Source organism: Mesorhizobium sp. WSM4821 (assembly GCF_055901555.1).
In genome coordinates this window covers 4,567,227-4,581,956 of sequence record NZ_CM148371.1, presented here as the reverse complement: position 1 = coordinate 4,581,956, position 14,730 = coordinate 4,567,227, and the positions used below count along the sequence as shown (strand labels likewise).

Sequence of the window (14,730 nt, the reverse complement as noted above, 5' to 3'; positions counted from 1 at the left end):
CGGTTCTGGCGCCGACCGAGGCCGGCACAAGCGCTGCGCTTACTGCGGCAGCTTGTCGTCGACGCCCTTGATGTAGAAGTTCATGCCGAGCAGCGTGCCGTCGTCCGCGACCTCCCCTTCCTTCAGCCACGGCGTTCCGTCCTGCTTGGCAATCGGCCCGGTGAAGGGGTTCCATCCCTCGACGATCTTCTTTTCGGTGGCTTGCGCCATCGCCTTCACGTCGTCGGGCATGTTGGTGTAAGCGGCCATTTTAACGGCGCCGTCCTTGATGCCCAGCCAGACATTGCCGGGCTTCCATGTGCCGTCGAGTGCTGCCTTCACCCGGCTGATATAATACGGACCCCAATCGTCGACGATCGAGGTCAACTGCGCCTTGGGAGCGAACTTGATCATGTCCGAAGATTGACCGAACCCCTGCAGGCCGCGTTCTTCGGCGACTTGCAGGGCGGCGGTCGAGTCGGTGTGCTGGACGATGATGTCGGCACCCTGGTCGAACAGGGCCTTGGCGGCGTCGGCTTCCTTGCCCGGATCGAACCATGAATTGACCCAGACGATCTTCGCCTTGAAGTCCGGGTTGACCGACTGGGCGCCGAGCATGAAGGAATTGATGCCCATCACCACTTCGGGGATCGGAAACGAAACGATGTAGCCGGCGACGCCCGACTTCGATTGCTTGGCGGCGATCTGGCCGAGAATGTAGCGGCCTTCATAGAAACGCGCATTGTAGATGCCGAGGTTTTCAGCCGTCTTGTAGCCGGTGGCGTGCTCGAACATCACGTCGGGGAATTTCTTGGCGACCTTCACTTCGGGGTCCATGAAGCCGAAGGAGGTGCCGAAGATGATCTTGCATCCTTCGCGCGCCAGGCGCTCGAATGCACGATCGGCATCGGGACCCTCGGAGACGTTCTCCAGATACGCGGTCTCGACCTTGTCGCCGAGCGCCTTCTCTACATCCAGGCGACCCTGGTCATGCTGGTACGAATAGCCGAAATCGCCGATCGGGCCGGTATAGACCCAACAGGCTTTCAGCTTTTCCTGAGCTTCGGCGGTCGCCGCCAGCGACAATGCCGCTGCCGTCGTCACCAGCGCAATAAGCAGTTTTTTCATCGTGTTACCTCTCTGAGTTAAGCCTTGGAGCTTCCCGTCTGTCTTTTGTTGTCAACGATCCGGAACGAATGGCTGCCCCAAGGAAGCCGGTGTGTTCATCATCGTCAAACGCTTGTTGCGCGAGATTAGAACGAGAACCACGATGGTTGCCAGATAGGGCAACGAAGAAAGCAGTTGCGAGGGAACCGGAATGCCAAAAGCCTGTGCATGAAGCTGGCCGATCCATACCGCGCCGAAGATATAGGCGCCAGCCAGCACCCGCCATGGCCGCCATGATGCGAACACGACCAGCGCCAGCGCGATCCAGCCGCGTCCGGCGGTCATGTTCTCCACCCATTGCGGCGTATAGACCAGCGACAGGTGGCCGCCGGCAAGGCCGGCACAGGCGCCGCCGAAGATCACCGCCAGATAGCGGTAGCGTATGACGTGGATGCCAAGCGCATGGGCCGATGTGTGGCTGTCGCCGATCGAGCGCAGCGTGAGCCCGGTGCGGGTCTTGAACAGGAACCACATCACGGCGGCGGTCAATGCGATCGAGATATAGAAGATCGGGTCCTGGCCGAAGAACAGCCTGCCGACGACGGGGATCGCTGTCAGGCCTGGAATGTCGAGGTTTGGCAGCCTCGCGCCGGGCTGGCCGACAAAGCTGGTTCCCATCATGCCGGAAAGGCCGAGGCCGAGCAATGTCAGCGACAGGCCGGTGGCCACCTGGTTGGTGGCAAGCGACAATGTCATGACGGCGAACAGCAACGAAAACACCGCGCCCAGGGCGATCGCCGCCAACAACCCGATCCACGGCGATCCGGTGAGATAGCCGGCGCCGAAACCGCCGACCGCCCCCATGATCATCATCCCTTCGACACCGAGATTGAGCACGCCGGAACGTTCGACCACCAGCTCGCCGATCGCCGCGATCAGCAAAGGCGTCGCCGCGGTTGCAATGGTCAAGAGAATGTTGACGGTGATGTCCATCAGCGGGCTTCCTCCAGCTTCGGCGCGGCTTCAAGCTTCGGCGTGGCAAAGCCGATCAGGCGAATGCGGTAATGAATGAGGGTATCGCAGCCGAGCACGAAAAACAGGAGCATGCCCTGGAACACGCGCGCCACCTTGTCGGAGATGCCGAGTGCGCTTTGCACCGCCTCGCCGCCGAGATAGGTCAGCGCCAGCACCAGGCCGGCGGCGACGATGCCCAGCGGATTGAGCCGGCCGAGGAACGCCACGATGATGGCGGTAAAGCCGTAGCCGGGCGAAATGACCGGCTGCAGCTGCCCGATGGCACCGGAGACTTCCGAGATGCCGGCAAGTCCGGCCAGTGCACCCGACAGCATGAAGGCGAAGAACACCATCCGGTTGATGCCGAAGCCGGCGAAGCGCCCTGCCCTGGGGCTTGAGCCGAGCACGCGGACCTCGAAGCCTTTCAGCATGCGGCTCATCAGGATCCAGACCAGCACCGCTGCGACCAGCGCGAAGACGAAACCCCAATTGGCGCGGCCGGAGGCCGGCATCAGTTCCGGCAATATCGCCGAATCGTTGAACTGTATCGTCTGCGGGAAATTGAAGCCCTTCGGATCGCGCCACGGCCCGCGCACCAGCCAGTCGAGGAAGAGTTGGGCGACATAGACCAGCATCAGGCTGGTCAGGATCTCGTTGGTGTTGAAGCGCGCCTTGAGCAGCGCCGGAATGGCTGCATAGGCGGCGCCGCCGACCATGCCGAACAGCAGCATCAGCGGCAGTATCAGCGGGCCTTCAAATTGCGGAAACAGCACCGGAATGATCGAGCCGACGATACCGCCCAGGATGAATTGACCTTCTGCGCCGATGTTCCAGATATTGGCCCTGTAGCAAACCGACAGGCCGACCCCGATCAGGATGAGCGGTGCCGCCTTGATCGCCAGCTCATGCAGCTGCCAGACCTGGCTGACCGGCTCGATGAAGTAAATCTCGAACGCCTTCAAAGGGTTGACGCCAAGCAGCGCGAACAGGATGGCGCCGGCAACGATCGTCAGCATGAATGCAATGAAGGGCGACAGCGCCGAAAACAGCATGGAGCGCTGCGGGCGTTTGATGAGTTCGAGGCGCATCATGCCGTCTCCAGAGTGTGTTCGGCGTGACCAGGCTCGGCGCCGCCCATCAACAGGCCGATCTTTTCGAAGGTGGCCTCGGCGATCGGCAAAGGCTTCGACAATTCGCCATTGTGCATCACGGCGATCGCATCGGATATCTCGAACAACTCGTCGAGATCCTGGCTGATGACCAGCACTGCTGACCCGCTGCGCGCCAATCCGATCAGAGTCTGGCGAATGTGGGCGGCCGCACCGGCATCGACGCCCCATGTCGGCTGATTGACGACCATGACGTCAGGCCTGCGGTCGAGCTCTCGGCCGACGATGAATTTCTGCAGATTGCCGCCTGAAAGCGCTGCCGCCTCCGGGTCGGGAGCGCTCTTGCGCACATCCATCGCCTCGATGATGCGCTGGGAAGCGGCATAGATCGCATCGCTTCTGACCATTCCGCCGGCGCCAACAAACACTTTGCCGTCGGTGGCATGGCGCGACAGCAGCAGGTTCTCCGAAAGCTTCATGCGCGGCGCCGCACCGTGGCCGAGCCGCTCCTCCGGCACGAAGGCGGCGCCCATCAGCCGCCTGCCGGTGATGCCGAGACCGCCGGCATCCTTGCCGCGGATGCGAACCGAGGCGGAATCCTGCTGCGGCACCTCGCCGGAAACGGATTCGAAGAACTCGCCCTGGCCGTTGCCCGCGACGCCTGCGATGCCGATCACTTCGCCGGCGCGCACCGTCAGGTTGATGTTCCTGAGCGGGATCGAGAACGGCGTTGCCGGCTTGCGGCTGAGTGCGCGGATTTCAAGCAGCGGCTGCGCGGTCTCGATACCCCGGGCCGGCGCGCGCACCACGGCCTGCACATCGTTGCCGACCATCATGCGCGCCAGCGATGCCGCGGTTTCCGCGCGCGGGTTGCAATGGCCGACCACCTTGCCGTGGCGCAGTACGGTGGCGCGGTCGCAGATGCGTTTGACCTCTTCTAGCCGGTGCGAAATGTAGAGGATGGACTTTCCTTCCGAACGCAGCCGTTCGAGCGTCTCGAACAGCTTGTCGGCTTCCTGCGGCGTCAGCACCGAAGTCGGCTCGTCGAGGATGATGAGCTGCGGCGTTTGCAGAAGGCAGCGAATGATCTCGATACGCTGGCGCTCGCCGACCGACAGGTCGCCGACCAGCGATTGCGGGTCGAGCGGCAGGCCGTAGCTGTAGGAAAGCGCCCTCGCCTTCGCGGCGATCGTGCTGATCGGCGAACCGTCATCCAGAGACAGCGCGATGTTCTCGGCCGCCGTCAGTGCCTCGAACAACGAAAAATGCTGGAACACCATGCCGATGCCAAGCTTCTTGGCAAAGCCTGGATCGGTGATCGTCACCGCCTGACCGTTCCATAAAATCTCGCCCGAATTGGGCTCCAGTGTTCCGAACAGCATTTTGACAAGTGTCGACTTGCCGGCGCCGTTCTCGCCGAGCAACGCGTGGATTTCGCCTTTTGCGACGTCGAGATCGATATGGTCGCACGCTGTCAGCGTGCCGAATACCTTGGTGAGGCCACGGACCTCGAGCAGGTTTGCGCCGTCCTGATTTGCACTCACAGTGCCTCCCATCTGGTTTGCCAGATATGTTCTGTGTTCCCGCAAGCATGGTATGCGCGGCCGGCTCTCGTCGGAAAGCGGCACACGTCTTGAAAGAGCTTCAAGAATTTCAGCGGAAACCTAGCGCATCGGCCCGAAAACCGAAATCGATTTTCGGAAAGCACGATGCGGGGGGTCAAAATATCAGAGGGCACCTTCTGCGTCCGGGTGAACGCATATCGCTGCGTGGGAAAGCAAAGCCCAACTGGTGGAAAGGCTCAAGTGGTGGAAAGCTCAGGGGATGAGAATGGTTGTCCCGGTCGTCCTGCGGCCCTCAAGGTCGGAATGCGCCTTGCCGGCGTCCTTGAGCGCGTAGCGCTGGTTGATCTTGATCTTGACCGCGCCACTGAGCACAATTTCGAACAGCGCGGCGGCGGACACTTCCAGGTCTTCGCGCCTGGCGTTGTAGACGAACAGCGTCGGACGGGTTGCGAACAGCGATCCTTTCTGCGCCAGCAACGACATGCTGAACGGCGGGATCGGACCTGACGATTGACCGAAGCTGGCGAACATGCCGAGCGGCTTCAGGCAGTCGAGCGAGGCCGGAAAGGTGTCGTTGCCGACTGAATCATAGACGACGTCGCACTTCTTGCCGCCGGTGATGGCGATGACGCCGGCGACGAAATCCTGCTCGCGGTAATTGATGACATGGTCGAAGCCGTGCGCCTTGGCCAGTTCGATCTTGTCGGTGGAACTGGCGGTGCCGATGACGGTCGCGCCGAGATGCTTCGCCCATTGGCCAAGGATCAGCCCGACGCCGCCGGCCGCCGCGTGAAACAGAATCGTATCGCCCGCTTTCACCTTGAAGGTACGGCGCAGCAGATATTCCGCCGTCATCCCTTTCAGCATCATGGCGGCCGCCTGTTCGTCGCTGATGCCGTCCGGCACCTTCACCACGCGGTCGGCGGCGATCACGCGCTGCTCGGCATAGGCGCCGGTCGTCACGGCGTAGGCAATGCGATCGCCCGGCTTCAGCCAGTCGACGTCCGCGCCCACTTCCACCACCACCCCGGCTGCCTCGCTGCCGGGTATCAGCGGGAAACCGCCCGGCGGCGGATAAAGGCCGGAGCGATGATAGACGTCAATGAAATTGAGGCCGATCGCCGTGTGTCTGACCAGAATTTGTCCCGAGCCGGGTTGGCCCGGATCGGCGTCCTCATAGGTCATGACTTCCGGACCGCCATTGGCGTGGATTCGGATTGCTTTGGACATTGAGCAGGTTCTCTCGGGATTGCGTCTGTTGGGATCAGGCTTTCCTGGCGCCGAGCGTTGGAAAGAGCTGCATGATACCGCCGATGCAAGCGAGGTAAACCCCGGTGACCGTGATGCCGATCTTGGTGAACACACTCACCTGCTCGCCCAGGACGCCGATCTGGTCGTAGAAAGCGGCAAGAGCTGCCTGCGCCAGGGCCAGCGCGCCGAAAGCGCACCAAAGCAGCGTCATGCCGAGGTTGATCGAGCGCAGCCGCACTACCCGCACCGGATGGATGAAATAAATCGGCACGAAGGTCAGGATGCCGGCTACCACGACCACGGCGAAGGAAACCCATTGTCCCGGATCGATGACGAACAGCGTGAACACCACCATGTTCCAGACCACCGGGAACCCTTTGAAGAAATTCTCCTTGGTCTTCATGCCGGTGTCGGCATAGTAGATCGCGCTCGACACGACGATGATCGCCGCTGACAGGAACGACAGGCCCTCGCCCATGAAGCCGCGCTGGTAAAGCGCGAAGGCCGGGATCAGCACGTAGGTCACGTAGTCGATGATGTTGTCGAGGAGTTCGCCCGACCATGTCGGCAGGATTTCCTTGACCTCGAGCTTTCTGGCGATCGGTCCGTCGATGCCGTCGACGAACAGCGCCAGTCCCAGCCACCAGAACATTGCCGTCCAGCGCCCCTCACTTGCCGCCACCAGCGACAGGAATGCGAGGAACGAGCCCGACGCTGTCAGCAGATGGACTGAAAACGCTCGCGCCTGCGGCCACGTGACTTTCTTCTTCGGCATCGGAATCCGGTCGGCGATTTTCCTGGCCGTCGTCTTCTTGCTCGCGGGTCCCTTCTTGTTCACGGGCCCCGCCAGTCCAGCTTGCAGATCTCGGCAGAGCGGCCGGCAAAGTTCCAGTTGCGGCCGAAAGCCCGCATCTTGCTCTTGTCGGACCTGGCGACGATGATTTCCGGTGCGATCCAGTACTCCGAATTGCTGATGATCGTGTCCTTGTCGCGGTCCTTGCCGGGAACCGGCGTTACCGCACCGTCGATGATCTTCGGTATCTGGAAAATCCGCGTCCGGTCACGCGTCTCATAGGTGATCGGCGCTTGCTCGACGCCAAGGAATTTTCCGACCAGGATGGAGAGCAGCGAGGTGGTTCCGCCAGCCTTGCCGGTGAAAATCCTGGTCAGCGCCTTTACCGCATAGACTGAGGCGCGCTTGTCGATGAACAGGCCGGCGGTCCAGTTGCCACGGCTCATATAGCCAGGGATTTCCATGACCAGCCCAAGATTGAGTCCGGACAGGTCGACCTCGCCGAAATGGCCGGCATCGACGCGGAACCCCGCCCAGGTCTGGCAATAGCCCTCGGTCGGCGGATGATTGCCGAGAGACAACACGCAAGGGCAAAAAACCGTGCAATTGCAGGAGAGTACCAGCTCTCCCTTCATTGCCCAGCCTTGATCTGCCATGGAATTCCTCCCCTCATGCCGAGACTACTAGCAGGGCGGTTGCCCAGACAAGCAGTATCACACCGGCGATCCGGGTTGGCAGCCTGCCCGCCGTCTGTTTTTCGATCAAGGTGAACAGGCCGATCAGCGCCATCCAGAACACGTTCATCACACCGACCGCGAACATCACCAGCATCAGCGCCCAGCAGCAGCCGAGGCACCACATACCCTGCTCCATGCCGAGCTTGAAAATGCGGGCTGGCCTCGCGCTCCAGTTCGAAAACAGGATCGAGAACGGGTTCTTGCATTTTGTCAGACAGGCTTCCTTCAGGCCGCTGAACTGGTAGAGGCCGGCATTCAAAAGCGCGGCCGCGCCGGTCGCTCCGATCACCGGGTCGAGCATCTGCACAGATGAGGCGAAGGCGTGGACGAGGAGCGTCAGCGCCGCAAACACCGCCGACGCAGCCAACCACATGCTGAGGTAACCGGCGGCCAGGACCAGCGGATGGACGACGGGTTCGCTCTTGATCCGCGCGGTATCGGCGATCTCGCAATAGGTGCGCATCATCGGCGCCGCCGAGGGGAGCATGGTGGCGACCGCCATCAGGAACCACATGACAATAAGCGCCCCGGCCTGCGCGCCGACGCCGCCGTCGAGCGGCGCGGGTGCAAGACAAAGGGTGAAGAAGCGCTCGAGAAGGTCCGGCAGGGGGAGCTGCGGCAAGGATCTAAGCATCGTGTCGCCGGGTGCATCGATGCCCGGCCCCCGACTCCCGGCGCCACGTATCGCCATGGCGCCAAGAAGCAGCCATGCCAGGAGGACACCTGCGCCCAAAACGATGTTGACCGTCAGTCGAGGATTGCGCGAGACGCTTGCCGCGGCGCGGCCGGCACGGTCGAGATGGCTGAAATCGTGGTGTTGGCCGGTCATGGCAATCGAATGGGCCGAATCGCCGCGTTGATCAAGCCGCATGATCGGGCCTATATCCTCACCAGGTCGGACCGACCGCCTCGCCTCGCAATCGGGAAGCCGAATTTTGGATCATCGTGAGACAGTACGGATACTGGTTGCCGGCAGCGGCCCGGCGGGACTGATCGCAGCACTTGGCTTCGCGGATGCCGGCTTTCCCGTGACGCTCGTCGGCCCTGAGGCAAATGGCCAGGACGGCCGCACGACGGCCTTGATGAACCCTGCCCTGAATCTCCTCGAGCGCTTGGGCGTCCTCGACGCGGTGAGACCCCAGGCAGCACCGCTGAAGGTGATGCGCATCGTCGATGCAACCAGCCGGCTGATCCGCAGCCCGGTGGTCATTTTTCGCGCCAGTGAAATCGGCGAGGAGCAGTTCGGGCTGAATTTGCCCAACGGCGCGCTCAACCCCGCGCTTGCCGGGGTCGTTGCAGCGCATCCCGGCGTCGAATGGCGGAAGTCGATGGTAGAGACCTGGCGCCTCGACGCCGATCATGCCCATGCCGTCCTGTCTGACGGCAGTGAGATCGCAGCATCGCTGGCGGTCGCTGCCGACGGGCGTCTGTCGCCGGCCCGCGAGGCTGCCGGCATCTCGACATCCGCCCGATCCTACCCGCAGGCGGCATTGGTTCTCAATTTCGGCCACCGCAGCGACCATGCCTTCACCTCGACCGAATTCCACACCGAGACCGGCCCGTTCACCCAGGTCCCCCTGCCCGGCAACCGGTCCAGTCTTGTCTGGGTGGTCGAACCGGAAACCGCGAGAGAGCTCGCCGCACTGGACGATGCCACGCTTTCGAAGCGGATCGAGCAGCGGATGCAATCGATGCTGGGCCGCGTGTCCGTGGAGGCCGGCCGGCAGATCTATCCGCTTTCGGCCGTGACGCCCCTCTGCTTCGCGCGAAATCGGGTGGCGCTTGTCGGCGAAGCCGCCCACGTGTTTCCGCCGATTGGCGCGCAAGGTCTCAACCTTGGTATCAGGGATATCGACGATCTGATTGGAATTTCTTGCAAAAACAGGGAAGATCCAGGCGCCGCCAAGGCGCTCGCAGCATATGATTTCAGGCGGCGGCCCGACATTCTGGCACGCAGCAGCGCGGTCAATCTGCTCAACAAGTCGCTGCTCTCGGACATGCTGCCGGCACAGATGGCGCGCAGCGTCGGCCTCGGCGTGCTCGGCGGCTTCGCGCCGCTTCGCGCCTTTTTCATGCGCGAGGGGATGCGGCCCGGCAGTGGTTTTGCGGCGCTTGCCGGCGGCTTAAGGAAACAGGTCCGGGGGTAGCACGCCCTGACGGATCATGTAGAGCAGCCCGGTCACCGTCATGACCGAGAGGCAAGTGGTGATCAGCACGCTGGCTGAGGCACGTTGCACCCAGACGCCATATTGCTGGGCGATGACGAAGACATTGGTTGCGGTCGGCAATGCCGCCAGCAGCACCGCCGAAAACAGCCAGGTCTCGGAAAAATCGCCGACCCAACTCAGCACGACATAGCACAGCAACGGGTGCAGGATCAGCTTCAGTGCGGCGATCACCGCCAACTCGTGCGGGATGCGATTGAGTGGCCTGAGCGCCAGGGTGACACCCATGGCGAACAGAGCGCAGGGAGCCGCGGCGCCGGAAAGATATTCGAGGAAGCGCTCGACCGGTTCGGGCGGGCGAAAGCTGATATAGGCGGCAGCCACGCCCAAGGCGGTCGCAATGATGAACGGGTGCAGCACGATCTTCCTGAGAACGCCCACAACGAGCTGCAACGGCGATGTCTTGTCGTCCCCGGAAAGCGCCATCATCATCGGCGCGACGGCGAAATGGATGATGTTTTCGAAACAGAAGATCAGAGCCACGGGCACCGCCGCGTCGTCGCCGAACGCCAGCAGCGCAAGCCCCGGTCCCATATAGCCGATATTGCCATAAGCGGAGGCGAGCGCCTTGATGGTCGATTGCGCGATCTCGCCGCGCGAGGTCAGCACCGACCATGCAAACATCAGCGAAAAGATCGTGTAGGTCGACACCACCGACCCGAGGATGAAGCTCCATTCCGTAAGTCGCTCGAACGGCGTCTTTGCGAGCAGTTGGAAGAATAACGCAGGGAGCGCGACATAGACGATGAAGGTGTTCATCCAGCCGAGCGCTTCCAGCGGCTGCCTGGTGATGCGCGCCACCAGGAAACCCATGAAAATCAATCCGAAGAACGGAAGAACAAGACCGATGATGTCTGACATTTTATGCTAGCGCGGAACTCTCGGGCGCGGGCTAGCCCGTAGCGTGATGGGGCGTCAAGCGCTTCGGCATTGGATTGATGCGGCGTCTGCCCCAATAGAGCTTATGCATCAGCCCTAAAGTCGGGCTCGATTTTTTGTAGCGCAATGTGTAGATTCAACGTCTTAGAGCGTCTTTTGCGCATTCCAAGGACGCGCGGCACTCTTGGACTTAAGTGGTGAGTACGATGAAAACAGCGAAATTCTCGATCGGACAGGTTGTTCGCCACCGGCTGTTTCCATTCCGCGGCATCATTTTTGACGTCGACCCGCAATTCGCCAACTCGGACGAATGGTACGAGGCGATCCCCTCGGAGGCGCGCCCGCGCAAGGACCAGCCTTTCTACCATCTGCTCGCCGAGAATTCGGAAACCGAATACATCGCTTACGTGTCGGAGCAGAACCTGCTCGAGGATCAGTCTGGCGAACCGGTGCGGCATCCGCAGATCGGCGAGATGTTCGACAAAAGACCGGACGGACGCTACGAGCCGAAACGCCAATCAAGACACTGACCTTGCGGGATGGCCGCCGAAACGAAAAAGCGGGGCATGACCCCGCTTTTTCCTAGGCTTGAAATGTCTCGTTTGGCCCCATGGGGCGATCAGTTGGCGACCTTCGCCTTGTCCTGCTCTTCCTTGAGCTTCTTGGCGAAGTCCTGATTGTTCTTGGCAACGAAATCCTGAAGCTTCTTCTGCCGATCCTCGATGTCGGACTGCTGCAGCGGAGGACCGTCGAAGGCGCCGCTGAAGCCGGTCAGCGCGATCTTGATCGGGTTCGGCTGGTTCTGGAAATTGACCGAGGTCAGCGTCAGGTTCGAGCCCTTCTTGAAGGAATTGACGAGTTGGTCGGTCAGCGGCACTTCCGCCACGCACCGGTCGGGAAAGCAGATAACATAATCGAGCTTCTGCGCCTTGCCGCCGTCGATCTGAAGGCCGATGCCGGGAGGGACCAGACGGCCGGTCGGAACCGTCACCTGGAACACCTTGCGGTTCACCTTGCCCTTCAATTCGATCAGGCTGACGCCGGTGACGAGCTGGCCGTTGCCGGCAGTCGTGATGTTCTGGACGTTGCAGATGTCGACGTCTTCCTGCTTGGTGCAGGCCTTGAACCAGCCCTGCGGAATCTGCTGTTGCTGCTGCGCAAGAGCAGCGGGAAGTTGTGCACCCAGAAAGCCGACCACGCCAGCGGCCATGACCGAAAGGCGGTACGCGTTGCTGTTCAGGCTCGTCATGTCGTGCACTTCCTCTCAAATGATCCCGGACCCGGCTTCTTCGCGCCGTGTGGTCCTGCTACCTGTTGCCAAAATGAGGCAACAGAATGACTCGGACGGCGTGTTACACTGCAAGCGGTGCCGAATCCAGCCCGATACTCGCAATTCTTGAATTCACGATTGGCCGGCAGGCAGCTGGCTCGTGTTAGGGTTCGCTCCGAATCATCAAAGCCGACCCAGTAAGGAGACGGTCATGAGCCGCGTTCTTGTTTGGCTGATCACCGCGATCTCGTTCGTCACCCTTCTGCCCCAGCCAGCTCTGTCGGAGCCGAAACACGCGATCGCCATGCAGGGCGAGCCGGCGCTGCCGGCCGACTATACGCATTTCAACTACGTCAATCCCGATGCGCCCAAGGGCGGCCGCATCACCTACTGCGTCGTCGGCAGCTTCGACAATCTCAATCCGTTCATCCTGAAAAGCCTGCGCACGACCGCGCGCGGCGTGATTGACAAGATCTTCGGCAATCTCGTCTTCGAGCCGTTGATGCAGCGCAACGACGATGAGGCCTTCAGTCTTTACGGCCTGCTTGCAGACACTGCCGACATGGACCCGGAGCGCAAGAGCATCGAGTTCCATCTCGATCCGAGGGCCAGATGGTCGGATGGCCAACCGGTGACTGTGGAAGACGTGCTGTTCACTTACGACGTCTTTACCGACAAAGGCCGGCCGCCCTACAGCGATCGAATGCGCATGGTCGCCAAACTCGAAAAAACCGGCGACCGCAGCGTGCGCTTCACATTCAATGAGAACGCCAACCGCGAGACTCCGTTGATTATCGCGCTGACGCCGATCGTGCCGAAGCACGCTTTCGACAAGGAGACCTTCGACAGGACCACGCTGAAACCCGTGATCGGCAGTGGGCCTTACACCGTGGCGCAAGTGGCGCCCGGCCAGCGCATCGTGTTCAAGCGCAACCCAAATTATTGGGGCAAGGACGTTCCCGCCAAGCGCGGTTTCGACAATTACGACCAGATCACCATCGAATATTTCCTCAATGCCAACGCCAAGCTGGAAGCTTTCAAGAAAGGCATCTGCGCCATCGATGACGGCGGCGATCCGGTCAAGCGCGAGCGCGATCTCGACTTCCCGGCCTTCCACAAGGGCGATGTGATCGCCGAAACTTTCGAGACCGGCATTCCGCCGGTGGTGACGGGATTCCTGTTCAACACACGGCTGCAGAAGTTCTCCAATCCGGTCGTTCGACGCGCGCTCGGCATGCTCTACGACTTCGAATGGGCCAACAAGAACCTGTTTGGCGGCAAGTACGTGCGCACCATGAGCTATTGGCAGAATTCCGAGCTTTCCGCGCTCGGCCATCCGGCCGACGACAGGGAAAAGGCGCTTCTGGCCCCCTACCCCGGCCGTGTGCCGGTCGATGTCATGAACGGCACCTGGCGGCCACCCGTTGCCGACGGTTCGGGCCAGGACCGCAAGGTGCTGAAGGCCGCCTTCGATATATTGAAGGGCGCCGGCTATACCTTGCAAGACGGAGCGATGCTCGATCCCGGGGGGAAACCCTTCGGCTTCGAGATCCTGATCGCCTCGCAGAACGAGGAGCGCCTTGCCGCCATCTACCAGCGCACGCTGGGAAAGATCGGCATCGAAGTCACCATCCGCAGCCTTGACGGCGACCAGATCCAGTCGCGCAAGCAACGTTTCGATTTCGAGGTGCTGATCGGCGCCAGCGGTTTCGAGAACTCGCTGTCGCCCGGCATCGAGCAACTCGGGCGTTGGGGATCCGCTGCCGCCAATGCCGAAGGGTCATTCAATCTCGCCGGCGTCGCCGATCCGGCGGTGGATGCCGCACTCGAGGCGATGCTCGAGGCCCGCAGCCGCGAGGACTATGTTGCCGCCGTCCGGGTTCTAGACAGGTTGCTGATCTCCGGCAACTACATGGTCCCGATGCAGCACAACACGCAGCAATGGCTTGCCTACTGGAACTTTCTGGAACATCCGAAAAAGACGCCCATATCAGGCTATCGACTGCCGACATGGTGGCGCAAGGCGGACTAAGACCCGAACCGAAGGTCCGCGTCAGCATTGGAGACGAAGATGAGCGCGTTGAACTCCATCACCGTCGATGTCGTGTCCGATGTCGTCTGCCCGTGGTGCTTCATCGGCCAGAAGCGGCTCGACAAGGCGATTGCCGCGGCAGGCGGTGTCGACGTGCACGTACGCTGGCGGCCGTTCCAGCTTGACCCGACCATCCCGCCCGAAGGCAAGGATCGCCGCGAATACATGGTGGCCAAGTTCGGCAGCGATGAACGCATCCGCGAAATCCACGCCCGCATCGAGCCCCTGGGTGAAGCCGAGGGGATCAACTTCGCGTTTGCCGCCATCAAGGTCGCGCCCAACACGCTGGACGCGCACCGCGTCATCCGCTGGGCCGGTGCTGCTGGCGAGGTCGTGCAGAATCGGCTGGTGCGGCGTCTGTTCCAGTTGAATTTCGAGGAAGGCGCCAATCTTGGCGATCACGTCGTGTTGATCAAAGCCGCCCGTGAGGCCGGCATGGATGCATCCGTGGTCGAGACGCTTTTGCCGACAGACGCCGACGTCGAGGCGGTGCGCACCGAAATCGCCACCGCTTCGCGCATGGGTATCACAGGCGTGCCGTGCTTCCTGCTTGAAGGCAAGTATGCGGTGATGGGCGCGCAGGACGCCGGTACGCTGACCGACGCCATTCGCCAGGTTGCCGCGGCCAAGGCGCGGGGCGAGTTGGAGAAGGCGAACTGAATAGCGCCTCGGCCAACGCCGTTTTCGATCACTTTTCCCACCGCCACCA

The 14,730-nt window shown here is 61.7% G+C and carries 14 protein-coding genes; 4 read left to right on the top strand and 10 right to left on the bottom strand.

From position 1 onward, the window contains the following. Positions 1–39: 39 nt before the first annotated feature. The 8 genes from AC0NID_RS22205 to AC0NID_RS22170 form a co-directional block, all read right to left on the bottom strand. Positions 40–1,107 (bottom strand): BMP family ABC transporter substrate-binding protein, encoded by a 1,068-nt coding sequence (locus tag AC0NID_RS22205; protein WP_473456280.1) that lies wholly within the window; start codon positions 1,105–1,107, stop codon positions 40–42. Positions 1,108–1,158: 51 nt separating this feature from the next. After that, positions 1,159–2,079 carry an ABC transporter permease gene (locus AC0NID_RS22200; protein ID WP_473456281.1) on the bottom strand — a complete coding sequence of 307 codons (921 nt, stop codon included), beginning with the start codon at positions 2,077–2,079 and terminating at the stop codon, positions 1,159–1,161. Continuing rightward, entirely contained in the window at positions 2,079–3,191 is a 1,113-nt protein-coding gene (locus tag AC0NID_RS22195; protein ID WP_473456282.1) for an ABC transporter permease, read from the bottom strand. The genes AC0NID_RS22200 and AC0NID_RS22195 overlap by 1 nt, the downstream gene beginning before the upstream one ends. Beyond that, complete coding sequence (locus AC0NID_RS22190; RefSeq protein WP_473456283.1) at positions 3,188–4,765, bottom strand: ABC transporter ATP-binding protein; 1,578 nt, start codon at positions 4,763–4,765, stop codon at positions 3,188–3,190. The genes AC0NID_RS22195 and AC0NID_RS22190 overlap by 4 nt, the downstream gene beginning before the upstream one ends. A gap of 261 nt (positions 4,766–5,026) precedes the next feature. Continuing rightward, positions 5,027–6,004, bottom strand: coding sequence for a quinone oxidoreductase family protein (locus tag AC0NID_RS22185; RefSeq protein ID WP_473456284.1), 978 nt, complete (start codon positions 6,002–6,004; stop codon positions 5,027–5,029). A gap of 34 nt (positions 6,005–6,038) precedes the next feature. Next, a complete protein-coding gene (gene pcsA, locus AC0NID_RS22180; protein WP_473456349.1) occupies positions 6,039–6,800 on the bottom strand; it encodes a phosphatidylcholine synthase in 762 nt (253 codons plus the stop codon). 59 nt (positions 6,801–6,859) lie between these two features. Beyond that, entirely contained in the window at positions 6,860–7,474 is a 615-nt protein-coding gene (locus AC0NID_RS22175) for a DUF1326 domain-containing protein (RefSeq protein ID WP_473456285.1), read from the bottom strand. Positions 7,475–7,487: 13 nt separating this feature from the next. Further along, entirely contained in the window at positions 7,488–8,426 is a 939-nt protein-coding gene (locus AC0NID_RS22170) for a DUF2182 domain-containing protein (protein ID WP_473456286.1), read from the bottom strand. A gap of 64 nt (positions 8,427–8,490) precedes the next feature. Here AC0NID_RS22170 and AC0NID_RS22165 point away from each other — a divergent pair, with 64 nt between their 5' ends. Continuing rightward, positions 8,491–9,702, top strand: coding sequence for a UbiH/UbiF family hydroxylase (locus tag AC0NID_RS22165; RefSeq protein ID WP_473456287.1), 1,212 nt, complete (start codon positions 8,491–8,493; stop codon positions 9,700–9,702). Here AC0NID_RS22165 and AC0NID_RS22160 read toward each other — a convergent pair. Next, positions 9,679–10,641 (bottom strand): AEC family transporter, encoded by a 963-nt coding sequence (locus tag AC0NID_RS22160; protein WP_473456288.1) that lies wholly within the window; start codon positions 10,639–10,641, stop codon positions 9,679–9,681. The genes AC0NID_RS22165 and AC0NID_RS22160 overlap by 24 nt on opposite strands. Before the next feature lie 224 nt (positions 10,642–10,865). On the opposite strand from AC0NID_RS22160, the gene hspQ reads away from it, so the two are divergent. Further along, entirely contained in the window at positions 10,866–11,189 is a 324-nt protein-coding gene (gene hspQ / locus AC0NID_RS22155; protein WP_473456289.1) for a heat shock protein HspQ, read from the top strand. Positions 11,190–11,278: 89 nt separating this feature from the next. Here hspQ and AC0NID_RS22150 read toward each other — a convergent pair whose 3' ends face one another. Continuing rightward, positions 11,279–11,908 carry an invasion associated locus B family protein gene (locus tag AC0NID_RS22150; protein WP_473456290.1) on the bottom strand — a complete coding sequence of 210 codons (630 nt, stop codon included), beginning with the start codon at positions 11,906–11,908 and terminating at the stop codon, positions 11,279–11,281. A gap of 232 nt (positions 11,909–12,140) precedes the next feature. On the opposite strand from AC0NID_RS22150, the gene AC0NID_RS22145 reads away from it, so the two are divergent. Together AC0NID_RS22145 and AC0NID_RS22140 are read left to right on the top strand one after the other, a co-directional pair. Then, a complete protein-coding gene (locus AC0NID_RS22145; protein WP_473456291.1) occupies positions 12,141–13,961 on the top strand; it encodes an extracellular solute-binding protein in 1,821 nt (606 codons plus the stop codon). A gap of 39 nt (positions 13,962–14,000) precedes the next feature. After that, entirely contained in the window at positions 14,001–14,681 is a 681-nt protein-coding gene (locus AC0NID_RS22140) for a DsbA family oxidoreductase (RefSeq protein ID WP_473456292.1), read from the top strand. Positions 14,682–14,730: the final 49 nt, after the last annotated feature.

Excerpts from the sequence above, each read along its gene's own strand:
- AC0NID_RS22190 (WP_473456283.1), bottom strand. The coding sequence starts at position 4,765 with ATGGGAGGCACTGTGAGTGCAAATCAGGACGGCGCAAACCTGCTCGAG.
- AC0NID_RS22185 (WP_473456284.1), bottom strand. The coding sequence starts at position 6,004 with ATGTCCAAAGCAATCCGAATCCACGCCAATGGCGGTCCGGAAGTCATG.
- AC0NID_RS22200 (WP_473456281.1), bottom strand. The coding sequence starts at position 2,079 with ATGGACATCACCGTCAACATTCTCTTGACCATTGCAACCGCGGCGACG.
- AC0NID_RS22170 (WP_473456286.1), bottom strand. The coding sequence starts at position 8,426 with ATGCGGCTTGATCAACGCGGCGATTCGGCCCATTCGATTGCCATGACC.
- AC0NID_RS22150 (WP_473456290.1), bottom strand. The coding sequence starts at position 11,908 with ATGACGAGCCTGAACAGCAACGCGTACCGCCTTTCGGTCATGGCCGCT.
- hspQ (WP_473456289.1), top strand. The coding sequence starts at position 10,866 with ATGAAAACAGCGAAATTCTCGATCGGACAGGTTGTTCGCCACCGGCTG.
- AC0NID_RS22205 (WP_473456280.1), bottom strand. The coding sequence starts at position 1,107 with ATGAAAAAACTGCTTATTGCGCTGGTGACGACGGCAGCGGCATTGTCG.
- AC0NID_RS22175 (WP_473456285.1), bottom strand. The coding sequence starts at position 7,474 with ATGGCAGATCAAGGCTGGGCAATGAAGGGAGAGCTGGTACTCTCCTGC.
- AC0NID_RS22145 (WP_473456291.1), top strand. The coding sequence starts at position 12,141 with ATGAGCCGCGTTCTTGTTTGGCTGATCACCGCGATCTCGTTCGTCACC.
- pcsA (WP_473456349.1), bottom strand. The coding sequence starts at position 6,800 with ATGCCGAAGAAGAAAGTCACGTGGCCGCAGGCGCGAGCGTTTTCAGTC.
- AC0NID_RS22195 (WP_473456282.1), bottom strand. The coding sequence starts at position 3,191 with ATGATGCGCCTCGAACTCATCAAACGCCCGCAGCGCTCCATGCTGTTT.
- AC0NID_RS22160 (WP_473456288.1), bottom strand. The coding sequence starts at position 10,641 with ATGTCAGACATCATCGGTCTTGTTCTTCCGTTCTTCGGATTGATTTTC.
- AC0NID_RS22140 (WP_473456292.1), top strand. The coding sequence starts at position 14,001 with ATGAGCGCGTTGAACTCCATCACCGTCGATGTCGTGTCCGATGTCGTC.